General features: G+C 70.6%; 20 protein-coding genes and 1 pseudogene. 8 read left to right on the top strand and 13 right to left on the bottom strand.

Annotation, left to right across the window (positions count from 1 at the left end; translation table 11 throughout):
• Window positions 1-30 precede the first annotated feature (30 nt).
• From AA0Y20_RS15680 to AA0Y20_RS15690, 3 genes and pseudogenes are all read left to right on the top strand, one after another.
• Entirely contained in the window at window positions 31-429 is a 399-nt protein-coding gene (locus tag AA0Y20_RS15680; protein WP_412936136.1) for a YrdB family protein, read from the top strand.
• On the top strand, window positions 426-1793 hold the full coding sequence (locus tag AA0Y20_RS15685) for an FAD-binding oxidoreductase (protein WP_412936139.1): 1368 nt from the start codon (window positions 426-428) through the stop codon (window positions 1791-1793). Before AA0Y20_RS15680 ends, AA0Y20_RS15685 begins: the two co-directional genes overlap by 4 nt.
• Before the next feature lie 44 nt (window positions 1794-1837).
• Window positions 1838-2101 (top strand): annotated as a pseudogene (locus tag AA0Y20_RS15690) (NUDIX hydrolase); the annotation flags it as partial.
• Here AA0Y20_RS15690 and AA0Y20_RS15695 read toward each other — a convergent pair.
• The 5 genes from AA0Y20_RS15695 to AA0Y20_RS15715 form a co-directional block, all read right to left on the bottom strand.
• Window positions 1999-3075: an ROK family protein gene (locus AA0Y20_RS15695; RefSeq protein WP_412936141.1), complete on the bottom strand. Its 1077-nt coding sequence runs from the start codon at window positions 3073-3075 to the stop codon at window positions 1999-2001. The pseudogene AA0Y20_RS15690 and the gene AA0Y20_RS15695 sit on opposite strands and share 103 nt — an antisense overlap.
• Window positions 3072-4037, bottom strand: a complete 966-nt coding sequence (locus AA0Y20_RS15700; protein ID WP_412936143.1) for a carbohydrate ABC transporter permease — start codon at window positions 4035-4037, stop codon at window positions 3072-3074. Before AA0Y20_RS15700 ends, AA0Y20_RS15695 begins: the two co-directional genes overlap by 4 nt.
• Window positions 4034-5014, bottom strand: coding sequence for a carbohydrate ABC transporter permease (locus tag AA0Y20_RS15705; protein ID WP_412936145.1), 981 nt, complete (start codon window positions 5012-5014; stop codon window positions 4034-4036). Before AA0Y20_RS15705 ends, AA0Y20_RS15700 begins: the two co-directional genes overlap by 4 nt.
• 64 nt (window positions 5015-5078) lie before the next feature.
• Window positions 5079-6338 (bottom strand): extracellular solute-binding protein, encoded by a 1260-nt coding sequence (locus AA0Y20_RS15710; protein WP_412936147.1) that lies wholly within the window; start codon window positions 6336-6338, stop codon window positions 5079-5081.
• Between the two features lie 111 nt (window positions 6339-6449).
• Window positions 6450-7598 (bottom strand): ROK family transcriptional regulator, encoded by a 1149-nt coding sequence (locus AA0Y20_RS15715; RefSeq protein ID WP_412936149.1) that lies wholly within the window; start codon window positions 7596-7598, stop codon window positions 6450-6452.
• 172 nt (window positions 7599-7770) lie between these two features.
• On the opposite strand from AA0Y20_RS15715, the gene AA0Y20_RS15720 reads away from it, so the two are divergent.
• From AA0Y20_RS15720 to AA0Y20_RS15730, 3 genes are all read left to right on the top strand, one after another.
• Window positions 7771-8208, top strand: a complete 438-nt coding sequence (locus AA0Y20_RS15720) for a hypothetical protein (protein WP_412936152.1) — start codon at window positions 7771-7773, stop codon at window positions 8206-8208.
• 123 nt (window positions 8209-8331) lie between these two features.
• Complete coding sequence (locus tag AA0Y20_RS15725; protein WP_412936153.1) at window positions 8332-9771, top strand: L,D-transpeptidase family protein; 1440 nt, start codon at window positions 8332-8334, stop codon at window positions 9769-9771.
• A 78-nt stretch (window positions 9772-9849) separates the two neighbouring features.
• Window positions 9850-10302 carry a GNAT family N-acetyltransferase gene (locus tag AA0Y20_RS15730; RefSeq protein WP_094260231.1) on the top strand — a complete coding sequence of 151 codons (453 nt, stop codon included), beginning with the start codon at window positions 9850-9852 and terminating at the stop codon, window positions 10300-10302.
• A gap of 75 nt (window positions 10303-10377) precedes the next feature.
• Here AA0Y20_RS15730 and AA0Y20_RS15735 read toward each other — a convergent pair whose 3' ends face one another.
• The gene (locus tag AA0Y20_RS15735) at window positions 10378-12594 is read right to left on the bottom strand and encodes an NADP-dependent isocitrate dehydrogenase (protein ID WP_412936156.1); all 2217 of its coding nucleotides are present in this window, start codon (window positions 12592-12594) and stop codon (window positions 10378-10380) included.
• A gap of 115 nt (window positions 12595-12709) precedes the next feature.
• Here AA0Y20_RS15735 and AA0Y20_RS15740 point away from each other — a divergent pair, with 115 nt between their 5' ends.
• Together AA0Y20_RS15740 and AA0Y20_RS15745 are read left to right on the top strand one after the other, a co-directional pair.
• Complete coding sequence (locus AA0Y20_RS15740) at window positions 12710-13690, top strand: acetylxylan esterase (protein ID WP_412936159.1); 981 nt, start codon at window positions 12710-12712, stop codon at window positions 13688-13690.
• Window positions 13687-14613 carry an N-acetylglucosamine kinase gene (locus tag AA0Y20_RS15745; RefSeq protein WP_412936161.1) on the top strand — a complete coding sequence of 309 codons (927 nt, stop codon included), beginning with the start codon at window positions 13687-13689 and terminating at the stop codon, window positions 14611-14613. The genes AA0Y20_RS15740 and AA0Y20_RS15745 overlap by 4 nt, the downstream gene beginning before the upstream one ends.
• Before the next feature lie 83 nt (window positions 14614-14696).
• Here AA0Y20_RS15745 and AA0Y20_RS15750 read toward each other — a convergent pair whose 3' ends face one another.
• From AA0Y20_RS15750 to AA0Y20_RS15780, 7 genes are all read right to left on the bottom strand, one after another.
• Entirely contained in the window at window positions 14697-16508 is a 1812-nt protein-coding gene (locus tag AA0Y20_RS15750) for an ABC transporter ATP-binding protein (RefSeq protein ID WP_412936163.1), read from the bottom strand.
• Window positions 16505-18355 carry an ABC transporter ATP-binding protein gene (locus AA0Y20_RS15755; protein ID WP_412936164.1) on the bottom strand — a complete coding sequence of 617 codons (1851 nt, stop codon included), beginning with the start codon at window positions 18353-18355 and terminating at the stop codon, window positions 16505-16507. The genes AA0Y20_RS15750 and AA0Y20_RS15755 overlap by 4 nt, the downstream gene beginning before the upstream one ends.
• A gap of 305 nt (window positions 18356-18660) precedes the next feature.
• On the bottom strand, window positions 18661-19215 hold the full coding sequence (locus tag AA0Y20_RS15760) for a methylated-DNA--[protein]-cysteine S-methyltransferase (RefSeq protein ID WP_412936166.1): 555 nt from the start codon (window positions 19213-19215) through the stop codon (window positions 18661-18663).
• Entirely contained in the window at window positions 19212-20711 is a 1500-nt protein-coding gene (locus tag AA0Y20_RS15765) for a DNA-3-methyladenine glycosylase 2 family protein (protein ID WP_412936168.1), read from the bottom strand. Before AA0Y20_RS15765 ends, AA0Y20_RS15760 begins: the two co-directional genes overlap by 4 nt.
• A 185-nt stretch (window positions 20712-20896) precedes the next feature.
• Window positions 20897-21571, bottom strand: coding sequence for a hypothetical protein (locus tag AA0Y20_RS15770; RefSeq protein ID WP_413331772.1), 675 nt, complete (start codon window positions 21569-21571; stop codon window positions 20897-20899).
• A 27-nt stretch (window positions 21572-21598) separates the two neighbouring features.
• The gene (locus AA0Y20_RS15775; protein WP_412936172.1) at window positions 21599-23302 is read right to left on the bottom strand and encodes an alpha/beta hydrolase; all 1704 of its coding nucleotides are present in this window, start codon (window positions 23300-23302) and stop codon (window positions 21599-21601) included.
• Window positions 23299-23592 (bottom strand): hypothetical protein, encoded by a 294-nt coding sequence (locus AA0Y20_RS15780; protein ID WP_112617461.1) that lies wholly within the window; start codon window positions 23590-23592, stop codon window positions 23299-23301. The genes AA0Y20_RS15775 and AA0Y20_RS15780 overlap by 4 nt, the downstream gene beginning before the upstream one ends.
• Window positions 23593-23616: the final 24 nt, after the last annotated feature.

Consider the following 23616-nt stretch of genomic DNA (forward strand, 5'->3'; position numbering starts at 1 on the left):
GGCATGAGGCCGGCGCCTAGAATCGGAGGCATGTCCGAACTGCCGAACGTCCGTCCTGCCAACCCCGAGGCGCCGCAGCAGGCGGCCGGTACGCGGCGGGCGCTCTCGGCGATCGAACTCCTCGCCTTCGCCTGCCAGCTGTTCGCCTTCGCGACGTTCGCGATCTGGGGCTTCGCCGCGTGGGACTTCCCCCTCAACCTGGTCTTCGGCATCGGAGCTCCCGTCGCAGCGATCCTCCTGTGGGCCCTCTTCGTCTCCCCGCGCGCCGTGCTCGTCGTGCACCCGTTCGTGCGCGCGCTCGTCGAGCTGTTCGTCTACGCCTCGGCCACCATCGCCTGGTGGAGCATGGACCAGGCCTGGATCGGTCTGGTCTTCGGAGTCATCGCGGTGACTAGCGGCGTGATCGCCGGGCGCCGCCGCCTGTCATGACCGCCACCGACGTCGTCGCCCGCCTCATCGCCGAGCTCGGCGACCGCGTGGATGTCACGGATGCCGGCCGCACCGCCGCCCGGGCGGACAAGTCGGGCCAGGCGGCGTCGGGATCCCCCCTCGCCGTCGTCAACGCCCGCACCGTCGATGATGTCCAGGCGACGTTGCGGATCGCCTCGGCCACCGGCACCCCGGTCGTGCCGCGTGGCGCCGGCACGGGTCTGGCCGGCGGCGCCAACACAGGTGCGGGCGAGATCGGTCTCTCGCTGCGTTCGATGGACCGCATCCTCGAGGTGCACCCCGACGACCTCATCGCAGTCGTCGAGCCCGGCATCCTGAACGGACAGCTGAACGCGGCACTCGCGGAGCACGGCCTGTGGTGGGCACCCGATCCCGCGAGCCGCGACATCTCCACCGTCGGCGGCAACATCGCCACCGGCGCGGGCGGCCTGCTCTGCGCGAAATACGGTGTGGTCCGAGACGCCGTCCTCGGGCTCGAGCTCGTGCTCGCCGACGGCCGCCTGATGCGCCTGGGCCACCGGACGGTGAAGGGCGTCACCGGCCTCGATCTGACCTCGCTCGTCATCGGCTCGGAAGGCATCCTGGGCGTTGTCGTCGCCGCGACGCTGAAGCTCCGCCGACTCGTTCCCGGCGAGGCGCGGACGATCGCCGCGACCTTCGGGGATGTCCGCTCCGCGGCGGTGGCGGCGTCGGCGGTCACCGCCGCCGGCATCCAGCCCGCGATCATGGAGCTGATGGACGCGACCTCGCTCGCTGCCTCGCACCGCCTCCTCGACCTTCCCGCGCCCACGCACGGCGCCTCGCAGCTGACGGTCCAGACCGACGGCCCCGGGGCGACGACGGAGGCGGAGGCCGTCGTCGCGGTGCTCGCTGCCGCCGGCGGGACCGTGCACCTCGCCGCCGACGACGCCGAAGCGCAGCAGCTGTGGACGGTACGCCGGTCGATGCATCCCGCCATGGAGACGCTGGGGACCGCGCTCATCGAGGACGTGTCGGTGCCGCGCAGCGCGCTGCCCGCGATGTTCGACGAGATCGCCCGCATCGAGCAGCGCTTCGGCCTGACGATCCCCACCGTCTGCCACGCGGGCGACGGCAACCTGCACCCGAACTTCATCTTCGACGGCGACGAGGTTCCCGAGGTGATCTGGGAGGCGGCGGAAGACCTCTTCCAGTCGGCTCTGCGCCTGGGCGGAACGCTCACCGGCGAGCACGGCGTGGGCGTCCTCAAGCGGCGCTGGCTCGCCGACGAGCTCGGCGACGACCAGTGGGAGCTGCAGCGCCGCATCGCGCAGGTCTTCGACCCCGCCGGCATCCTGAACCCGGGAAAGGTGTTCGCGCGGTGAGCGCGTCCGTTCCGGCCCGCGAAGTGCACGTCAGCGCGGCGGTCGTGACCGACGGCGCCGGGCGCACGCTCCTGGTCCGCAAGCGCGGCACCCAGCGGTTCATGGCGCCCGGCGGCAAGCCCGAGCCGGGCGAGTCCGCCGGCGCGGCCCTCGTCCGAGAGCTGCACGAGGAGCTCGGCGTCGTCGTGGCCGAACCCGATCTGGTCTACCTCGGCCGGTTCGAGTCGGATGCCGCGAACGAACCGGGGTTCCGCGTGGTCGCCGAAGCCTTCGCGATCACGCTCGATCCCGCATCGGTCAGCGCCGCCGCCGAGATCGCCGAGGCACGCTGGCTCACGGCGGCCGAGGCCGCCGTGCTGCCACTGGCGCCGCTCAGCACCGAGCACCTGCTTCCGCTCGCCTGGGCCTGAACGGCGGCCCCCAGCGCCCCCACCGGCGCGTCGCGGGGCACGAGCTCGACCCGCTCGTCGAGCCGCAGCGAACGCAGGAACGGCGAAGCTGCCGCCGAGTCGACGAGCGCGGTCCGCACCGGAACGAGCAGCCGATCGGCGAGCGCGGCGACACCGCCACCGAGGACGACGACGTCGACGTCGGTCGTGAGCACGAGCAGCCGGACCGCGGCCTCGACGCCGCGCACGACGCCCGCTCGGATGCCGGCGGCGCGCTCGTCACCCGCATCCGCCGCGTCGAAGACCGCGAGCACGGGCAGCGCCTCGGATCCGCCCCAGCGCTCCGCGACGGCTCCCCCACCCGAGAAAGCCTCGATGCATCCACGCTGGCCGCAGCGACAGCGGGGACCGCCCGGGTCGATGGGGATGTGCCCGATCTCACCGGCGGCGCCGCGCGAGCCTCGGCGTGGCCCCGACTCGTCGACGATGCCCGCCGCGATGCCGGTGCCGAGGTTGAGGTAGGCGAGCGATCCCCCCGAGGGACGCAGCGCGTGCGCGCCGACCGCCGCGTAGCGCACATCGTTGTCGATCGACGGCCTGATGCCGAGTCGAGCGGCGACGGCCCCGGCGAGGTCGTACCGCTCGATCCCCAGGTTCAGCGCGTGCTCGACGATGCCGCTGCCCGGGAGGATCTGCCCGGGTACGCCGACGCCGACGGCGGCATCCCGCTCGGCGCCCGCGAGGTCGGCGACGACGGCCGCGACGCCGTCGGCCACGGCATCCCCGCCCCATCCGGTCGGCCGACGGAGGCGGGCGATCTCGCCGCCGTCGTCGTCGACGGACACGGCGAGGATCTTCGTGCCGCCCACGTCGACACCGATGCGCAGGGTCATCCCTTCACGGCTCCCGACACGAGCCCGCCCGACATGCGCCCCTGCACGATGAGGAAGAAGATCACGACCGGGATCGAGATGAGGGTCGACGCCGCCATCACCGCGCCCCAGTTGGTCGCCGCCGTCGCCGATTGGAACGACAGCAGCCACGGCGGGAGGGTCAGGTTGTAGCCCTTCATGAGCAGCAGGGCCATCGTGAACTCGTTCCACGACTGGATGAAGGCGAAGATGCCGGTCGCGACGAGCCCCGGGGCCAGCAGGGGGAACGTGACCTTCCAGAACGCCTGGGTGCGGGTGCATCCGTCGATCATGGCGGCCTCTTCGAGGTCGGCGGGAACGCCCGCGACGAAACCGCGGAGGGTCCAGATCGTGAACGGGATGACGGCGGCGACGTACACGATGCCGAGGCCGATGAGGGTGTTCATCAAACGCCAGTCGTCGATCATGCCGTAGATCGTGAACATCATCGCCTCACCGGGGATCATCTGCACGATGAGGACGGCGACGATGAAGGAACGGCGGCCGCGGAAGCGGATGCGGGCGACGGCGATCGAGGCGAGGAACGCCAGGATCAGCGTGACGACGAGCACGCCGACGGTCACGAGAGTCGACGAGAGCAGCCCGTGCACGAAGTCGGTCTGCCCCGGCGCGGCCTCGCGCGTCCATGCGGTGGCGTAGTTGCCCAGCGTGAAGTCGAAGGGCAGGAAGCTCGGGGTGCGGCTGATGATGCTCTCGCCGCGCGTGAACGACATGTTCAGCATCCAGTACACCGGGAACACCGAGCACACGAACACGACGAGCGCGGCGAGGTTCAACCCGGCCCGCGAGAGGACGCGGCGACGCGGCGGGCGTCGCACGGCCAGCGAGCGCGGCCGGGGACGCTTCGCGCGGCCGACCTCGCCGACGACCTCGTCGACCCCGACCGTGCCGAGCTGGGTCGCGGGGGTGACCTGAGTGCTCACAGCTCCTCCTCCTTGAGCGTGGTGCGGATGTATCCCCACGACAGGGTGAGGAGAAGCACGACCATGAGCACGCCGATCGCGCTCGTGACCCCGAACTCCCCCGGGCCCTGCCGGAAGATGTAGGTGCCGAGAACGTTCGTCTCGGAGATGAGGCCGCCCCGCTGCTGCAGCGCGTAAACCTGCGTGAAGATGCGGAGGTTCCAGATGACCTGGAGGACGACGACGACCGTGACGACGTTGCGGAGGTACGGGAACACGACGAGGCGGAAGCGCTGCCAGCCGACCGCTCCGTCGAGCGAGGCCGCCTCGAGCACCTCGGCGGGGACCTGCCCGAGCCCCGCGTAGAGGGTGAAGGCGGCGAACGGCACACCCTGCCACACCACGATCACGGTCAGGACGAAGAAGAACGACCACGGGTTCGCCAGCCAGGAGTGGTTGGTCCAGTCCGTCGAGCCCGTCATGGTGTTGAGTGCCCAGTTGACGATGCCGTACTGCGAGTCGAAGATCCATCCCCAGACGGTGGTCGCCGCCAGCGGCGGCATCGCCCACGCCAGCAGCAGACCGAGCGACACGAGCACACGCCAGCCGCGCCGGAGACGCGTCATCAGCACCGCGATCAGCGCGCCGAGCCCGACGATCAGCACGGTCATGGCGACCATCAGCCCGAGGCTGCGGACGAGCACGGCCGGGAAGTCCGACTGCGTGAAAACCTCGATGTAGTTCTCGAGACCGATGAAGTCGGGCAGCGTGCCCTGGACCTTGTTGCGGATGGCGTAGTCGGTGAACGACTGCACGAGCATCAGCACCGCCGGATAGCCGACCATCACCCCGAGGATGACGAGCGAGGGGCCGAGGAGCGTGAGTGCCCCGACGTTGTCGCGGCGTCGGCGCGACCGTTCCCGAGCCGTCGGCGCCGTCGGCGCCGGACGCTTGGCACGGCGGGATCGGCGGGGCGGGCGGGTGAGGACGTCTGTCATCGTCCTGTCCTCTCTGCGATCGTCGTGGGATGCGGAGCCCGGCCCCGCATCCCACGACGCCCGACTACTTGTTGAGGATCGCTTCGATCTGACCGTCGAGCTCGGTCGCGATCGCCGTGACGTCGCCGCCCTGCGCGATCTTGACGAGAGCGTCCTTGATGACGCCCGACGATTCGACCTCGGACCAGTTCGGGCTCGCCGGCACGGCCTTGGACGACGCGACGGCCTTGGCGGCCTCGGCCGTGATCTCATCGTCGGGGAGGAACTCGGCGAATGAGGTGAGCGCGGGGATGAGCCCGTTCTCGGCGAGGATCTTCTGGTAGCCCTCCGAGAGGATGATCTTCAGCGCGGCCTCGGCCTTGTCGGGGGCGTCCGACTTCGCCGCGATCGCGATGTTCGACCCGCCCGCGAAGACCGGAGCGACCTCGCCTGCGGTCATGCCCGGGAGGGCGAACGCCTTCAGGTCGGCACCGGCGGCCTCGGGGCAGCCGGGGGCCTTCGCGTCGTCAGCGGGCGCGAGGATCGACCACTTCACCCACGCGGGAGCGGAGAGGAAACCGACCTCACCGGCGCAGAACGGCACCTGCGGATCGGTCTCATCGGCGTCGGCCGGCGCGATGGTGGCGTTCTCGTACACGTCCTGGAGCATCTCGAGACCGGCGATGCCGCCCGAGCTGGAGAACCCGCCCTTCCAGGTGTCGCCGTCCTGCGTCGCGATCTCGCCGCCGTTCGCCCAGATGTAAGGCAGGGCGTTGTACCAGTCCTTGCCGGGCGCGTAGATGCCCGACTTCGTGGCCGTCGTCGCGGCGATGCCGTCGGCGACGTATTCCTCGAGTGTCGTGGGCACCTCGCCGCTGAAGGAGGAGGGCGAGTAGAAGACGATGCGCGATCCCGCGTAGTACGGGGCGGCATAGAGGCTGCCGTCCGCCGAACCGAGCTCGACGAAGCTCTGCAGCAGCTCGTCGCCGCCGAGGTCGGCCTCGAGGTCGGAGATGTCGAGGAACAGACCCTGGTCGATGAAACCGGGCGATTGCGTGTTGCCGACCTCGACCAGGTCGGGTGCGTCGTTCGACGACAGTGCGGCGACGTAGTTGTCCGCGGTGTCGGCCCAGGTCTTCTCCTCGATGGTCAGCGTCCAGCCCTCGTTCTCGGCTTCGAACGTCTTCTTGAGGTAGTCGCGGGCGTCCTGCGGCGTGTCGGTGCCGACCAGCCACACGGTCAGGTCTCCGGTCTCGGCGCTCTGTCCCGCGTCGCCACTCGCGCAACCGGCGAGCAGCAGGGCGGAGACACCGAGGAGCGACAGTGCTCCGAGGCTCTTCTTCATGGTGATTCCTTCTTCTCTGGTGTCGACGAGTCGGATGGCTCGTCCGGGTGTGGAGCGGATGGTGCGGGTGGGGCCTATGGAGCTGTGGAGCTGTGGAGCTGTGGAGCGAGGTCAGGAGACGCCGAGGCGTCCTGACAGGACCATGACGGCAGCGCCGCGCAGGACGATGTCCTGGCCCTGCTCCGTCATCCGCACCTGCAGCTCGTCGTGGAACGTGGCGAGCGTGCGGGTGCGCACCGTCTCGGCGGCGGCCCGTGCGAGCGCGCCGTCGAGAAGTTCTGCGGGGCCGGAGAGGACGACCTCCGACAGGTCGAGCGCGCCGACGATCGGCGCGAGCGCGATGCCGAGGCGCTCTCCCGCGTCGCGGAGGAGACCCTCGCGGTCGCTCGCGGGGCCGGCGGCGATGCGCGCGGAGAGCGACGGGACAGATATCCAGGCCTCGAGGCATCCCACCTTGCCGCAGGCGCAGTCGGGCCCGCCGTCGGTGCCCACCGTGACGTGACCGATCTCACCCGCGGCCGATCGCGCGCCGCGCAGTGGGTCGCCGCCGGTGAGCAGCCCTGCACCGACACCGCGGCCGACCTTGACGAGGATGATGTCGTCACCGGCTCCGCCGAACGTGTGCTCCGCGAGCACGGCGGCGTTCGCGTCGTTCGCGACGAGTACGGGCACTCCCACGGCTTCGCTCAGGATGCCGGTGAGGTCGACGCCGTCCCAGCCGAGGCCCGGCGCGGCAAGCACGACCCCGGACCCGTCGACGACACCCGGGGTGCCGACCCCCACCCCGAGCACGGGCGCGTGGGCGTCGCGCACGAGGGTGCGCGCCAGCTCCACGACCACCGCCAGGATGTCGGCACGGTCGTGCGGGACGGCAGCCTCGTGACGCGCGACGATCTCGCCGTCGAGGGTCATCACGGCCCCCACGAACAGATCGTTCCCCGACAGGTCGAGGCCCACGATGCGGTGCCCGTCACGAGCGAGGTCGATGAGGATGGCGGGCTTCCCCGGCCCCGCGGCCTCGCGCACGCCCTGTTCGGCGACGAAGCCGTCGCCGATGAGCTCGGCGACGAGGTCGGAGATCGTGACGCGGGTCAATCCGGTCTCGCGGGCGAGGTCGGCACGACTCATCGCTCCCCCGTGGAAGAGCCGTTCGAGGACGAGCGCGCGATTGTGGGCCCGAGCGTGCTCGGGCAGGATCTTCGCGCCCGGGCGCCGAGTGCGCGTCGTGCGCCTCGGGGCCTGGGTGTCGGAGCTCGTCATGTTTGTTAGTAGACCTTACGAATGGTCCGCGCACAAGCTTTCCGGACAGGTTTGCTAGCGATGTTTACAAACCCGTTACATCAGCGCCGCACGTCCGCCGCCGATGTCAAGGGGAACGTCGGAGCGCCGCTCCTCCGTAGGGTGGAGGAATCGCCGCCCCGAGGAGAACCCCATGAACCGTCGTCTGACCGCCGTCACCGTCACCGCGCTCGCCCTCGTCGCCCTGACCGGATGCACCGGAGGCGATGACTCCGCCTCCGGCGGCTCGACCCCCGCGAGCAGCCAGTCCGTCGAGGACGCGTGCACCCAGGTCAACGACGTCATGACCGAGGCGACCCAGGGCATCCAGGAGATCGATCCGTCCGACCCCGCCGCCGCGGCCGGCGCACTGCGCACGATCTCGGACGGCATGGGGGATGCCGCCGCCCAGGTGACGAACGAAGAGGTGTCCGGCATCCTGCCCGATCTGCAGACGGCGTTCTCGTCGGCGGCCGATTCGATGGAGGCCGTCGCCGCGGGCGACACCGATCGGGCGACGGAGCTGACCACGGCGCTGAGCGACGTGCAGGGCAGCATCGACACCTACACCGAGCTCTGCGGCGCCAGCTGACCGCGACGCGCGAGCCGGATCGGGCCTCTCGATAACGCTCTGGTTTCACTCAGGCCGCTCTCGGACTGCTGTCGCGTACCATGAGTCCCGAGTGCGCGTTCACGCGCAGACGGGGGTACAGCGGTGACGGATGTCGCGTCGAAGCACGATCACGAGAACACGGCCGAGTCGGACGTGCCTTCGAGCGAGTCCGGGCAGCGCGTCGAATGGGCACCCGCCGAGCCGTCGCGCAAGAAGCGTCACCTCGGCCTGTGGATCGGTGTGCCCGTCGGTGTCGTCGCCCTCGGTGCCGCAACCGCTTCGTTCTTCCTGATCGCCCCCGGGACGACCATCTCGGGAGTCCCGGTGGGATTCATGACGCCCGGCGCCGCCGCAGCCGCCGTGCAGGACCGCCTCGACCAGACCACCGTCACGCTCGGTGACGGCGGGGCCAGCGTCTCGGGCGCCGACCTCGGAGCACAGGTCGACGGCACCGCGCTCGCAGCCACGGCCTTCGACGCGCGACCCGCGTGGAACGTGACGCAGTGGTTCGGCGAGCCCATCGCCGCCACCGTGTCCCTAGACGAAGCGAGCGCCAGCATCGCCCTGCAGAGCGCCGCGGGCGACCTCTACGTCGAGCCCACCCCCGCATCCATCTCGTTCGACGGTTCGTCGTACGTCGTCAGCCCCGACGTCCCCGGTGCGGGAGTCGATCCCGAGGCGGCTCGCGCCGGACTGCAGAGCGCCCTCGACTCGGGCTCGACCGAGACCGTCATCGATCCCGACCTCACCCCCGTCTCGGCACTGACGACCACGTCCGCCGCCGAAGAGACGGCCGCCTCGCTGAACGGCATGCTCGACGGCGTCGGCTTCTACGTCGGCGATGAGCGCACGGTGCCCGTCGACCGCGCGACGGCGGCGAGCTGGCTCACCGTCGGCACGACGGACGACGGCTCGTTCGAGATCACGGCGGACCCCGCCGTGATCCAGCCCGTCGTCGACACCCTCCCGGGGCTCGTCGATCGCGCCCCCGTGAACGGCGTCGTGTTCGCCAACGCCGCGGGCGAGATCATCGACGACTCCGATGCCGGCCTCGACGGCCGGACGCTGACGTCGACCGACGGCATCGCCGCCGGCTTCGCCGAGCAGCTCGCCACCGGCGACGCCGCCTACCGCCTGCCGGTCGAGGTCGTTCCGGTCACGACGGAGACGATCACACGCCTGCTCGAGGTCGACCTCGGTGAACAGCGCCTCTACCTCAAGGAGAACGGCGTCGTCGTCGACTCGTGGCTCGTCTCGACCGGCCGCCCCGGCGCCGACACCCAGACCGGCTACTACACGATCGGCTGGAAGACGCCGCGCCAGGACATGCGGGGCACCGCTGCCGACTCGGGCGTCAGCTACGTTCAGCCCGACGTCAAGTGGGCCATGTACTTCAACGGCGATCAGGCATTCCATGGCGTCTACTGGCACAGCAACTGGGGCAACCGGATGAGCGCCGGCTGCGTCGGGATGCCCGACTCGCGTGCCGCCCAGATCTACCAGTGGGCCGTCGCCGGAACCGACGTCTACGTCCACGCCTGATCGGCGCAGACCGGCTGTTCCTGTCGCCTCATCCAATCGGCCGATGCGCGACGGATCGATCACCGTTAGCCTGTGACCATGGCTGACCTCCGAGTGGAAGAACTGTCGGCGTCGACGATCGTCGCGGTCAACAACCTGTCGCTGAAGCCCGGGCAGGAGCGCTTCGTCGTGCCCGAGAGCTACGCCATCGCCGCGACCGTGGTCGATCCCGCGACCTCGTGGCAGCGCGTCATCCTCGACGGCGACGAGGTCGTCGGCTTCGTCAGCGCGGGCTTCGACCCCGATGCGCCGCACGAGCATTTCCGTTCCGTGCTGTGGCGCATCAACGTCGACGCCGACGACCAGGGCCGCGGCGTGGGGCGCTTCGCGGTCGAGCAACTGGTCGACGAGGCGCGCAAGCGCGGGTTCGACTGCCTCAACGTCATCTACGAAGCGGGCGAGGGCGGGCCCGAGGCGTTCTTCACCCGCGTCGGCTTCACGCCCGTCGACGAGACCGAGTACGGCGAGGTCGTCGCCGAGATCCGCTTCTGACGGACTCCCCCGCACACGCAGCAGAACGCCCCGGACGCCGAAGCGACCGGGGCGTTCTGCTGCGTCAGCGCGGAGTCACAGCCCGTCGATGATGCCGTTCAGCGTCGCCGAGGGCCGCATGACGGCCGTGACCAGCTCGGCGTCGGGACGGTAGTAGCCGCCGATCTCCGCCGGCGAGCCCTGGACTGCGATCAGCTCATCGACGATCGTGGTCTCGTTCGCGGCGAGCGCTTCGGCGACCGGCGCGAAAGCGGCGGCGAGCTCGGCGTCGACCGTCTGAGCCGCGAGCTCCTGAGCCCAGTACAGCGCGAGGTAGAAGTGGCTGCCACGGTTGTCGATGGTGCCGAGTGCGCGACCCGGCGACTTGTCCTGTTCGAGGAACGTGCCGGTCGCGGCATCCAGCGTGTCGGCCAGCACCTTGGCGTGGGCGTTGCCGGTGTACTCCGCGAGGTGCTCGAACGAGGCGGCCAGGGCGAAGAACTCGCCCAGCGAGTCCCAGCGGAGGTAGTTCTCGGCGACCAGCTGCTGCACGTGCTTCGGAGCCGAACCGCCGGCACCGGTCTCGAACAGGCCGCCGCCGGCCAGCAGCGGGACGATCGAGAGCATCTTGGCGCTCGTACCCACCTCGAGGATCGGGAACAGGTCGGTCAGGTAGTCGCGCAGGACGTTTCCGGTGACGGAGATCGTGTCCTCGCCACGGCGGATGCGCTCGAGCGAGTAGCGCGTCGCGTCGGCGGGCGCCAGGATCTCGATCGTGAGACCGTCGGTGTCGTGCTCGGCGAGGTAGGTCTGCACCTTCGCGATGAGGTTCGCGTCGTGCGCCCGGTTCTCGTCGAGCCAGAACACGGCGGGCACGCCCGTCGCACGCGCGCGGGTGACCGCGAGCTTGACCCAGTCGCGCACCGCGACATCCTTGGTCTGCGTCGCCCGCCAGATGTCACCGGCCTGGACGTCGTGCGACAGCAGGACGCTGCCCGACGAGTCGACGACCTCGACGGTGCCCGCGGCGGGGATCTCGAAGGTCTTGTCGTGCGAGCCGTACTCCTCGGCCGCCTGAGCCATCAGACCGACGTTGGGCACCGAGCCGATCGTGGCGGGGTCGAGCGGGCCGTGCTCGATGACGTCCTCGATCGTCGCCTGGTAGACACCGGCGTACGACGAGTCGGGGATGACGGCGATCGTGTCGTCCTCGCCGCCGTCGGCGCCCCACAGCTTTCCGCCGTTGCGGATGAGAGCCGGCATCGAGGCGTCGACGATGACGTCGGACGGCACGTGCAGGTTGGTGATGCCCTTGTCGGAGTTGACGTACGACAGGCGGGGGCCGGCGGCGATCGCGGCCTCGAATGCGGCACGGATCTCGTCGCCGTTCGCGAGCTGCGACAGACCCGCGAGGATGGCGCCGAGACCGTCGTTGGGGGTGAGGCCCGCGGCCGCGAGGTCGTCGCCGTAGCGGGCGAACACGTCGGCGAAGAAGGCGCGCACGACGTGACCGAAGATGATCGGGTCGCTGACCTTCATCATCGTGGCCTTGAGGTGCACCGAGTACAGCACGTCTTCGGCGGCCGCCTGCGCGACCGTGTCGGCGAGGAAGGCGTCGAGGGCCGCGGCCGACAGGAAGGTCGCGTCGACGACCTCACCCGGCAGGACCTTCAGACCCGACTTCAGCTCGGTGACGGCGCCGTCCTGAGCCGTGAAACGGATGGTGAGGACGTCGTCGCCCTCGATGACCGTGGAGGTCTCGTTCGACTTGAAGTCGTCGTGGCCCAGCGTCGCGACACGGGTCTTCGACCCGTCGGCGAACGGCTTGTTGCGGTGCGGGTGCTTGCGTGCGTAGTTCTTCACCGACAGCGGGGCGCGGCGGTCGCTGTTGCCCTCGCGCAGCACGGGGTTCACGGCGGAGCCCTTGATGCGGTCGTAACGGGCGCGGACGTCCTTCTCATCGACGTTCTGCGGCTCGTCCGGGTAGTTCGGGATGTCGTATCCCGCGGCCTGCAGCTCGGCGATCGCGGCCTTCAGCTGCGGGATCGAAGCCGAGATGTTCGGCAGCTTGATGATGTTGGCCTCGGGTAGCGTCGCCAGTCCGCCGAGCTCGGCGAGCGCGTCGCCCACCTGCTGCTCGGGGGTGAGGTTCTGCGGGAAGGCGGCGAGGATGCGGCCCGCGAGCGAGATGTCGCGGGTTTCGATGGCCACGCCGGCCGCACCGGCGAAGGCCTCGACGATGGGCAGGAAGGAGGCGGTGGCCAGTGCCGGCGCCTCGTCGGTGTACGTGTAGATGATGGTCGAGTCGGGCACGTGTCGTCTCTCCAAAAAGCGCGTCGAGGGTCGTTCCTCAGCGTATCGCACGGGGGTGGTTCTCTCGATGTCGAGATATCTCTCGTGGCTCCGGGCTTCGCGCTAGGGTGAGCGCGTGCCGCGCTTCGATCTCTCGCTCGCCGACCTGCAGGACTATCGCCCGGAGGTGAGCGAGCCCAGTGATTTCGACGACTTCTGGTCGGCCACGCTCGCGGGCTCACGGGAGGCCGGCGGCGAGGTGACCGTGTCTGCGGCATCCGAGCTGTACACGACCGTCGACGTGCACGACGTGACTTTCCCCGGTTACGGCGGAGACCCCGTGAAGGCATGGCTCATCCTCCCCGCGCATCGCGAGGGACCGCTGCCCGCGGTCGTGGAGTTCGTCGGCTACGGCGGCGGGCGGGGCCTGCCCACCGAGCGGCTCGCCTGGGCGACGGCCGGATACGCCTCGTTCGTCATGGACACCCGCGGGCAGGGCAGCGTGTGGGGCAGCGGCGGCGAGACGCCCGACCCGCACGGATCAGGTCCAGCCGTGCCCGGCTTCATGACGCGCGGCATCGAGTCGCCCGAGACCTACTACTACCGGCGCGTGTTCACGGATGCCGTGCGCGCGGTCGACGCGGTGCGGTCGCTGCCGGAGGTCGACGCCTCGCGCGTGTCGGTCACGGGCGGCAGCCAGGGCGGCGGCATCGCCATCGCAGCCGCGGGCCTGAGCGAGGGGCTCGTCGCGGCGATGCCCGACGTGCCGTTCCTCTGCCACTTCGAGCGCGCCGTCGGTCTCACCGGCAGCGACCCCTATCAGGAGGTCGTGCGCTGGCTCGCCGTCCACCGCGGCGACGAGGCCCGGGTCTTCGAGACGCTGTCGTACTTCGACGGCGTGAACTTCGCCCGTCGCGCCGACGCCGCCACCCTGTTCTCGGTCGGGCTGCTCGACCCGGTGTGCCCGCCCTCGACGGTGTACGCCGCGTTCAACGCCTACCGCGGCGCCCACAAGGAGATGTCGGTCTTCCCCTTCAACGAGCACGAGGGAGGTCAGGGCCATCAGTGGGAGGCCCAGGCCGCATTCCTGCGTCGCGTGCTCGGAGGCGTCGCATGAGCGCACGCAGGGTGCTCGCCATCGACGCGGGGCAGAGCGGGATCAAGGTGCGCGCGACTGCGGCATCCGGTGGAGACCTGCTCTTCCCCGGCATCCGCACCGGCGAGCCGCTGCTCCCCCAGCTCGCCGCGGTCGTCACCGAGACCGCCGCGCGCACGGGCTCGCCGGCCGACGTGGTGGTCGCAGGCATCTCGGGACTGACCGACGCGAACGCCGACGCAGACGCTCTGCTCGCCCTGACGGCGGGCCAGGGCGTGCGCGGGGTCGTGCTCGCGCACGACTCGACGACCTCGTTCCTCGGCGCGCTCGGTGACCGACGCGGGGCCGTCGTCGCCGCCGGGACCGGAGTCGTCACGCTGGCCGTCGGCGCCGAGACCACCGCGCGCGTCGACGGCTGGGGCTGGATCATGGGCGACGCCGGAAGCGGGTACTGGATAGGCCGCGAGGCGCTGGATGCCGTCATGCGCGCCTACGACGGTCGCGGACCGACCACCGAACTGACGGCGGCGGTGTCGGACCGGTGGCCCGATCTGCCCCAGGCGTACATGAGCCTGCAGGCCGACCCCGATCGGGTCCGCGTCGTCGCGAGCTTCGCCGCCGTCGTCGCGCGCGCGGCCGACTCCGGCGACGCTGTCGCGCGGGACATCTCGGTGCGCGCCGCGCACGAGCTCGCGCAGAGCGTGCGCGCGGCGATCGCCCAGGTCCGCACCGACGAGGAGACCTTCCCGGTCTGCGCGATCGGCGGCGTGTTCGGGTCGGCCGCGCTGACGGAGGCATTCACCGCCGACCTGCACGCGGGCGACGCGTCGGTGCGCCTGGTGCCCCCTGTCGGCATCGGCATCGACGGCGTGGTCGCTCTCGCCGACCTCGACGACTCGCACCCTCTCGCCGCCGTCACCCACCACGCCGGCGTCATCCACTGAGCCCCGCCGAGAACGCACCCCGCCCGCGAGAACGCACCCTCGCGGGTACGTTCTCGCGGCGACGGTGCGTCCTCGGCGCGGACTCAGACGAGCGACTCGCGCCAGGCGCTGTGCAGCTGGGCGAACTTGCCGGTGCCGGCGATCAGCGCGGCGGGGGTGTCGTCCTCGATGATGCGGCCGTGCTCCATCACGAGCACCCGGTCGGCGATCGCGACCGTCGACAGGCGGTGCGCGATGATGATCGCCGTCCGGTCGGCGAGCAGCGTGCCCAGGGCCTCCTGGATCTGCCGTTCGCTCGGGATGTCGAGCGACGCCGTCGCCTCGTCGAGGATCAGCACCGCAGGGTCGGCGAGGAACGCGCGCGCGAACGAGATGAGCTGACGCTGCCCCGCTGAGACGCGGCCGCCGCGCTTGTTGACATCGGTGGCATAGCCGTCGGGCAGCCGCTCGATGAACTCGTGCGCGCCGACCGCACGCGCCGCCGCCTGGATCTCGTCCATCGTCGCGTCCGGCTTGCCGAGCGCGATGTTGTCGGCCACCGTGCCGCTGAAGAGGTACGCCTCCTGCGTGACCATGACGATCGCGCGGCGCAGATCCTTCGGATGAAGCTGACGCAGATCCACACCGTCGAGGGTGACGCGTCCCTTCGTCGGGTCGTAGAACCGCGCGACGAGCTTGGCGAGCGTCGACTTGCCGGCACCGGTCGTGCCGACCAGCGCGATCGTCTGACCCGCGGGCATGTCGAGCGCGAAGTCGGGCAGGATCGTGACGGCATCCGAGTATCCGAACGTGACGTCCTCGAACCGCAGGTGGCCGCGGGCCTGCCGCAGATCGACCGGCTCGGTGGGATCGGGAACCGTCGGGTCCTCCTCGAGCACGCCCGACACCTTCTCGAGCGCCGCCGTCGCCGACTGGTACGAGTTGAGGAAGAAGGCGACCTCCTGCATCGGCGCGAAGAAGTTGCGCACGTACAGCACGGCCGACAACAGGAAACCGAGGCTCAGCGTGTCGTCGACGACCCGGAACCCTCCCCACGCCAGCACGAGGGCGAGCGAGACGGATGCCACGGCCATGAGTGCCGGCTCGAACGTTCCGAACAGGCGGATCGAGCGCATGTTGACATCGCGGTAGTCGCTCGAGAGCCCCCCGAACTCGGCGTCGTTCGCGGGCTCCTTACGGAACGCCTTGACCGCGCGGATGCCGGTCATCGACTCGACGAACTTCACGATCACCTTCGCGCTGATCACGCGCGACTCGCGGTACACGACCTGCGAGCGCAGGTAGAACCAGCGCATGAGCAGGAACAGCGGGATGCCCATGACCGCGAGGATGACGCCCGACTGCCAGTCGAGCAGCAACAGCGCGATCATCGTGAACCCGCCGTAGAGCAGACCCGAGACGAGCTCGTTCAGGCCGCCGTCGAGCAGCTCGCGGATAGTGTCGAGGTCGCTCGTCTGCCGCGAGATGATGCGGCCCGACGTGTACGACTCGTGGAACTCGAGGCTCAGCCGCTGCGTGTGGCGGAAGATCCGCTTGCGCAGGTCGATCATGACCGCCTGGGTCAGGCGAGCCGCGACCACGGCGTACCAGCCGATGAGCGCGGCACCGCCGACAGCGGTGACGAGGAAGACGACGACGACCGCGATGGTCGGCATCCAGTCGGCTTCCTCCTGGACGGCAGGCAGGGCGTTCGCGATCCCCCAGCCGACGAGGGCGGGGCCGGCGACGCGCAGCGCCGTCGAGACGACGAGCACGACCGCCGCCAGCACGAGCTGCATGCGCAGCGGTGAGACCAGCGACCCGAGCAGGCGCAGCGAGCGGCGCCGGATCTCCCGGCTCTCCTCGCGGGTGTAGTCGGAGCGGTCCTCGCCGCTCGTCCCGGTGACGGTGCTCACAGGGTCACCTCCGTTTCGTCGCGTCGGTCATGGTCGTGTCGGTCATGGTCGTGTCGTTCCTGGTCGTCCTCGAGGCTCGAGATGACGTGCCGGTAGTGCTCGCTCGTGCGCAGCAGCTCGGAGTGGGTGCCGACGGCGGTCACCCGCCCCTCTTCGAGCAGCGCCACACGGTCGGCGAGCGTCACCGTCGAGGGGCGGTGCGCGACGATGAGGGCCGTCGTGTCGGCGAGCACCTCGCGGAGCGCGTCCTCGACGAGCGCCTCGGTGTCGACGTCGAGCGCGGACAGCGGGTCGTCGAGCACCAGCACGGCCGGGCGGGCAGCGACAGCGCGGGCGAGCGCCAGACGCTGCCGCTGACCGCCCGAGAGGCTGAGCCCCTCTTCTCCGATGACCGTGTCGACCCCGTCGGGCAGCGCGTCGACGAAGTTCGCCTGCGCGACCGAGAGCGCCTCGCGCATGACCCGCTCGGCCTCCGCACTTCCGCGTTCGAGGTCCTCGCGACCGAGCAGCACGTTCTCGCGGACGGTCTGCGAGAACAGCGTCGCGTCCTCGAAGGCCATGCCGACGTGACGGCGCAGCTCGTCGAGCCGCAGATCCCGCACGTCGATCCCGTCGAGCAGCACGCGGCCTCCCGTGACGTCGTACAGCCGCCCGGGCAGCGTCGTGAGCGTCGTCTTTCCCGACCCGGTCAGCCCGACGAGGGCCATCGTCTCGCCGGGACGCAGGGCGAGGTCGATGCCGTCGAGCAGATCGCGCTCGCTGTCGGGGGCGTCCTGGTACCGGAAGTGAGCGCCCTCGAAGACGAGCTCGCCCCGCGGCTGCGCGATGGTCGTCGGGTTCTCGGGGTCGACGATCGAGTTCTGCTCGTCGAACACCTCGAAGATGCGGTCGGTCGCCGTGCGCGCGTCGACGAGGAACGAGAAGAGGAAGCCGATCGACTCGACGGGCCAGCGCAAGATCGTCGCCATCGCAAAGAAGGCGATCAGCGAGTCGACGCCCAACTCGCCCGCCTGGACGAGGTAGATGCCCGCGCCGAGGCACAGTGCGAAGGCGATGTCGGGCAGCAGCACGAGCCAGAACCAGATCCAGCCGACCGCCTTGGCCTTCTTCACCTCGGTCTCGCGCAGGGTCTCGGCCTGGCGCGTGAACTTCTGCAGGGCGTGTCCGCCGCGGCCGAACGCCTTGAGGACGCGGATGCCGTGGACCGACTCCTCGACAGCCGTCGCGAGGTCTCCGGCCTGGTCCTGGCTCTGCCGCGAGAGCAGACCGTAGCGGTTCTCGAAGACGAACCCGGCGATCCACAGCGGCGCGGAGACGACCACGAAGATCGTGCCCAGCAGCCAGTGCCACCGGAACAGGATGATCGAGCCGACGACGATCGTCACCATGTTGACAACGAGCAACACGATCCCGAAGGCCAGCCAACGGCGGATGAGGCTGATGTCCTGCATCATCCGGCTCAGCAGCTGACCCGACTGCCAGCGATCGTGGAAGGCGACCGGCAGGCGCTGCAGGCGCGCGAAGAAGTCGGTGCGCAGCTCGTACTCGACCTTCGTCGCGGGCGCGAGCACGAACCAGCGGCGCGCCCAGACCATGAGTGCTTCGAGCAGGCCGAGGGCGAGCACGGCACCGGCGCCGAGGACGATGAGCCACGGGTCACCCGAAGAGATCGGCCCATCGGGACCGACGATCACCTCGAGGACGAGCGGGATGCCGAGAGCCAGCAGGCTCGCGACGAGCGCGCTGGCGAAGCCGAGACTCAGTCGCGGCAGCACCGGTTTGGCGAAGGGGAGCAGACGCGCGAGCGCGCGCGGCGTGGACAGACGAGGGGGCGTCGAGGAGGTCATGATCCTGAAGAGTGTCGAACGGATGCCGAGAACGGCGAGGGGGCGCGCACAGGCGCGACCAGGCGGGGCGTGGGCCCCGAAGGAGGGAACGTCGGAAGCGGTGAAGCGCTTCCCGGAACTACCGGACGATTCCTCCGCGTGCGGAGCGCCCGTCGACCGTGACGAGGAGAGCGACGGACTTCGTGATGACGATGGCCGGTGACATGGCTTCCTCCTGGGGTCAAGCGGACGGAGCGCCCGCTGCACACACGGGAGCCCTCCAGGCTATACCTGTGTATTCGCTGAGTGCAAGGACGAATCCGCACTCAGCCGTCGCGCCGCGCCTCCCGCGCCTCTCGCGCCAGCAGCCGCTCCTTGACCTCGACGCCCCACGCGAAGCCGCCGAGCGCTCCGCCGGTGCGGAGCACGCGGTGACACGGTACGAAGAGGGCCGCCGCGTTGCGCGCGCAGACGGATGCCGCCGCGCGCACCGCTCCGGGCGAGCCGAGCGCCGCCGCGAAGCCGGCGTAGGTCAGGGGTTCCGCGGGGACGATGCGGCGGAGCGCCTGCCAGCCGGCGCTCTGCATCGCCGTTCCCGACTGGCGCACCGGCACCGCATCGATCGCCACGAGGTCGCCCGCGTAGTAGGCGGCGACCGCGGCGGCGGCATCCGTGGGGGCCTCGATGACCCGCGTGGGGCGGGCGGCCGGCCGGAGCCGGTCGAGGATCGCGACGGGGTCGGCCGTCCACCCGGACGCGAGCACCTCGCCACCCACCTCGAGGATCGTGAAGGGGCCGTCGGGCGTCTCGACCGTCTGGATCGAAGCGGCCTCGACCTGCACGGTCTCGATCGGAGCGGGGGTGGCGGATGCGACGGTCATGATCGGGCCTTTCGGGACGGTGGGAGGGTCGGCTCGGTCGTGCTCGCGCGCCAGGCCTGCGTGACGGGGGCGGCGTACCAGAGATGCGCCATGAGGTAGCTGCGCCAGGGCGCGGCGCGTTCGGCCCACGCGACGAGCTCGGACGGACCGGCCGGGATGCCGGCTGCGGCAGCCCCCGCCCGAGCCGCGACGTCGCCGGGCAGGAGGATGTCGGGATCTCCGAGCACCCGCATCCGCACGTAGTCGGCGGTCCAGGGCCCGATACCCGGGAGGGCGAGCAGAGCGGCGCGCTGTTCGTGCGTGTCGTCGCCGGGAGACAGTCGCAGCGACCCGTCGGCGAGCGCCGCGGCAGCGCCGACGATCGCGCGGATGCGGGCGCCGGGCCCCCGCAGTACGTCGGCCCCATGCTCGGCGATCGCCGACATCGTCGGGAAGAGGATCGCGGGGCCGACCGCGGTCTCGACCGGTTCGCCGAGCTCGGCGGTCAGTCGGCCCTGCACGGTCCGGGCCGAGGCGACGCTGATCTGCTGGCCGATCATCGCGCGGATGAGCATCTCGTCGGGGTCGATCGCCGCCGGCAGGCGCACGCCCGGGATCCGCGCCACGAGAGGAGCCAGCTCGGGGTGCCGCGCGAGCGCTTCGTCGACGGCGGTCGGATCGGCGTCGAGATCGAACAGCCGGCGCACGCGCGCGATGAGGGTGGACAGGTCGGCGAGCGAGGCGAGTTCGGCGCGCAGACGCACGCGGCCCGCGTCATCCTGGCGCACCTCGAACCACGCCGGACCGCCCGCCAGCCGGATCACGCGGGCGAACGAGCGCTCGTCGCCCGACTCGACCCCGGGGATCGCGTGCGCGCGCATCCACCCGAACAGGCCCACCGCGTCGAACGGCTCGCGCACCGGCAGGACGAGGTCGATGCGGCCCGGCGTCCGCTCCCCCGCCTGCCGGCGTGCCCGCAGCTGGCCGGGAGGCATCGCGAAGACCTCGCCGACCGTCTCGTTGAACTGCCGGACGCTCGAGAAGCCCGCGGCGAAGGCGACGTCGGCGATGGGCAGGTCGGTGTCGACCAGCAGCGTGCGCGCCGTATGGGCGCGGTGCGCGCGGGCGAGCGCGAGAGGCCCGGCGCCGAGCTCGGCCGCGAGCAGCCGGGTGAGGTGCCGCGATGAATAGCCGAGACGGGATGCCAGCCCCGGGACGCCCTCGCGGTCGACGACGCCGTCGGCGATGAGGCGCATCGCACGCGCGGCGAGATCACCGCGGAGGTTCCACTGCGGCGACCCGGGGGTGGCCTCGGGCAGGCAGCGCTTGCAGGCGCGGTATCCGGCCTCGTGGGCGGCGGCGCTCGTCGGATAGAAGGTCACGTTGGCGGGCTGGGGCGTGCGGGCGGGGCAGCTGGGCCGGCAGTAGATGCCCGTCGAGCGGACGGCCGTGACGAACTGTCCGTCGAAGCGGCGGTCGCGCGCGTCGATTGCGCGGTACCGCTCGTCGAACGTCATCCCGTCACTGTGCATGCCCCCAGCCTGACACGCCCCGCCGACACCGGCTCGCGGAAATCGGACACGGCTGTTCCCGGCTCCCTCTCCGTCGACTCGCCACAGAATGCGGATGCCGCCCCCGACGGATCCGCGCTTTCTGGCGAGTCGACGGTGAGGTCAGCGAGGCGGAAACGAGAACGACGGCATCACCGCGGCGGGATCGGAGCGTCCGTCACGAGCGGCTGCGGCTGGACCGGCGTGCCGTCTTCGTCGTAGTAGACGGGGCCGTCGGGCGGGAAGTAGAACTGCGGCACCGACGACGGGCCTTCGGTCGCGGGGAGCCGACGCCAGACGTCGTCGGGGTACAGCTCCTCGCCGAACATCGTGGTGAGGATGTCCGAGCTCGACCCGGCCGTGCAGGCGGTCTCGCTGGAGACGAGCACGCGGCCGTCGAGGGGCCGGATCACGACCACGGTACGCGCAGCGTCGCTCTCACCCACGACCGTCACCTCTCGGGCATCCCCCGAACCGCGCTCGACGGTCTCCGCGTCGACGCCGAGCTCGGTGAACCCTTCGGATGCCGCAGCCGCGATCTCCGCGGCATCCCGATGCGGCAGCTCGAGCGCGCGCACCGCCGTGAACGAGTACCCCGTGTCCGAGCTGACGCCCAACTGACATCCGCTCGGGCGGGCTCCGTACTGTCCCTGGTCGACCCGCCAGTCGGTCGGCTCGATCGCCATGATCACCGTGTGCAGCTCATCGGCCATCGCCGTGAACTGCTCGCGCGCCTGCGTGTACACGTCCGTGGCCGGCTGTTCGTCACTCGGCGTCGCCGCACACGAACTCATCATCAACACCAATCCGACGGTGAAAGCCGTCATCGTCATCCGCGAGGTCGATCTCATCAGTCACGTCCGGTAGGGGTCAACGGGCAGCCATCGCAGCCAATCGGGCAGATCCCAGAAACCGCGCTCGCTGCCTTCGCCGTCCATCTCCGTCCCGGGCTCACCGGTCAGGACGATCTGCTGGATGTTGTAGAACGATTCCGATCCTTGCACGAGGTACCCCTCGCCATCGCCCGACGGAAGCGGGCCGTTGCCGCCCTCGTGGGCACCGTGCCCCGGGGTAGGTGCGAGGTGCTCATCGCCCGCGTAACCGCCGTCACTGCCGAACTCGGTCACGCCGGGGAGTGTCTCGGGCACCGTGCCGTGCGCGCCTCCCCAACTCGTGTCACGGCCGATGCGAGCCCATGCGTCGTTCTCCGACAGCGTCGCGTACATGCGCAGGCCGTCGGCGTTCTGGAGGTTCGACAGCACCTGCGGATCGCTCGGGAAGCCGGCCGAGCCCACGGCGATGAACTGGTCGACGCCGAGCGCGTCGGGGCGCGAACCGATCGCGAGGGCAGCGGTCGTGCTGCCGTAGGAGTGCGCGATGACGGCCTTCTCAGCCGTCGGATGCACCGCGTCGATTCCCAGCAGGAACGAGCGGAGCGCTGCCGCGCCGTCGCGCGCCCGCTCCATGCCGGGCTCTTCGATCTCGTTGGGAGAGTCGTAGCCGAACCACGCGATCGTCGCGAGGCCCGGTCCGGCGTTGTTGAGCGCGCGAGCCGAGTCTCCCCATTCACCGATGCCCGCCACCGACGAGTTCATACCGGGGACCAGCACGTTGATGTCCGTTGCGGAAGCGAGATCCCCGTAAGCCAGTGCCGCGGTGGTCTGCGCCGAGCCGTCGGGATCGAACGAGATCAGGAGAGGGAAGGGAGGACCATCCGTCAGCTCTTCCCACAGCGCCGCGACGTCGTCGCCGAGGGCGCCGTCCGGATGCGTGGCCAGCAGCGCTTTCAGGCGCTCCCGGTTGACCCGCCCGCGGACGTCGTAGGGGATGCCGTCGAGGTTGCCGATGATGTCGGGATGCGCCCCGATGATCTCGTCGATGAGCTCCTCGTGCAGCTCGGAGTTCGTCAGCCACAGCTCGAGCACCGCCTGCGGGGTGTCCGCCGCGAGCAGCTGGTCGAGGAGGTTCTGCGCCTGCGACGTCATGGCCGGCCCCGCACCGCCGGCGAGCTCGGCGAGCGCCGCGTCGTAGGCTGCGTCCCACGCGGAGTAGTGGCTCTCGAACTGCTCCCACAGATCGGCGAGATCGCGCGCTGCGGCGTCCCGGGCGGCGACGGCATCCTGCGCCGCATCGTTCGCGCGCCGGACGTCGGACGGCTCGCCGGAGCGCGAGGTCCACAGCGCGTTGAGCCCCGCTTCATCGGCCGCGGCTGATGCCGACGACAACGACGCGTGGGCGGATTCGATGTCGTCGATGAGCCGGTTCGCCGCCTCCGCCGACGACGAGAACGCGTCCGCGTACCGCTGCAGCACCCCCGCAAGAAGCTCCGCCTCGGCGATCTCCGCGGCCAGGCCGCTGGCGACCTCTTGTGCTTTGGAGCGAGCCGACCGGATCGATGCGCCGACGCCGTCGAGATCGGTCGCGGACTGGACGGTCGTACGGAGGTCACCGAGCGAGCCGGCCACACGGCTGAAAGCGCCGCTCCACCAGCTCATCGACCCGGGATTGCCCTCGAGGCGTTCGAGCGGGTAGCCGCGGTTCGGCGAGGTGAGTGTCACGGCTGCTCCTGCCCGGTGAGCTCGACGTCGAGGTCGGAGTAGCGCGTCGCGATCGCGGTCAGCAACGCGCCGACCTCGGATGCCGCTGTGGTGCGCTCGAGTACGGCGCGATTCAGCCCGCTGAGCCGCCGGTTCATCTCGAGACGGAGCGCGACCCGGTGCGCGGGGTTCTCGACACCGGTGTCGTCGCCTTGGATGTCGGCGTTGTCCATCACCGCGCTCGAGACCCGCGTCTGGATCGCATCCGCGGCGCTCGTGAGCGCGTGGTAGTAGATCTCGACGTCTGACATCGGGCCCCCTCCGCCGGCTCGGTC

It is taken from the genome of Microbacterium pratiae, from assembly GCF_047302165.1.
Lineage (GTDB): Bacteria > Actinomycetota > Actinomycetes > Actinomycetales > Microbacteriaceae > Microbacterium.

Bases quoted from the DNA above. Each gene is read 5' to 3' on its own strand.
- AA0Y20_RS15680 (WP_412936136.1), top strand. From the start codon at position 31: ATGTCCGAACTGCCGAACGTCCGTCCTGCCAACCCCGAGGCGCCGCAG.
- AA0Y20_RS15685 (WP_412936139.1), top strand. From the start codon at position 426: ATGACCGCCACCGACGTCGTCGCCCGCCTCATCGCCGAGCTCGGCGAC.
- AA0Y20_RS15695 (WP_412936141.1), bottom strand. From the start codon at position 3,075: ATGACCCTGCGCATCGGTGTCGACGTGGGCGGCACGAAGATCCTCGCC.
- AA0Y20_RS15705 (WP_412936145.1), bottom strand. From the start codon at position 5,014: ATGACAGACGTCCTCACCCGCCCGCCCCGCCGATCCCGCCGTGCCAAG.
- AA0Y20_RS15710 (WP_412936147.1), bottom strand. From the start codon at position 6,338: ATGAAGAAGAGCCTCGGAGCACTGTCGCTCCTCGGTGTCTCCGCCCTG.
- AA0Y20_RS15715 (WP_412936149.1), bottom strand. From the start codon at position 7,598: ATGACGAGCTCCGACACCCAGGCCCCGAGGCGCACGACGCGCACTCGG.
- AA0Y20_RS15720 (WP_412936152.1), top strand. From the start codon at position 7,771: ATGAACCGTCGTCTGACCGCCGTCACCGTCACCGCGCTCGCCCTCGTC.
- AA0Y20_RS15730 (WP_094260231.1), top strand. From the start codon at position 9,850: ATGGCTGACCTCCGAGTGGAAGAACTGTCGGCGTCGACGATCGTCGCG.
- AA0Y20_RS15745 (WP_412936161.1), top strand. From the start codon at position 13,687: ATGAGCGCACGCAGGGTGCTCGCCATCGACGCGGGGCAGAGCGGGATC.
- AA0Y20_RS15755 (WP_412936164.1), bottom strand. From the start codon at position 18,355: ATGACCTCCTCGACGCCCCCTCGTCTGTCCACGCCGCGCGCGCTCGCG.
- AA0Y20_RS15760 (WP_412936166.1), bottom strand. From the start codon at position 19,215: ATGACCGTCGCATCCGCCACCCCCGCTCCGATCGAGACCGTGCAGGTC.
- AA0Y20_RS15765 (WP_412936168.1), bottom strand. From the start codon at position 20,711: ATGACGTTCGACGAGCGGTACCGCGCAATCGACGCGCGCGACCGCCGC.
- AA0Y20_RS15770 (WP_413331772.1), bottom strand. From the start codon at position 21,571: ATGACGGCTTTCACCGTCGGATTGGTGTTGATGATGAGTTCGTGTGCG.
- AA0Y20_RS15780 (WP_112617461.1), bottom strand. From the start codon at position 23,592: ATGTCAGACGTCGAGATCTACTACCACGCGCTCACGAGCGCCGCGGAT.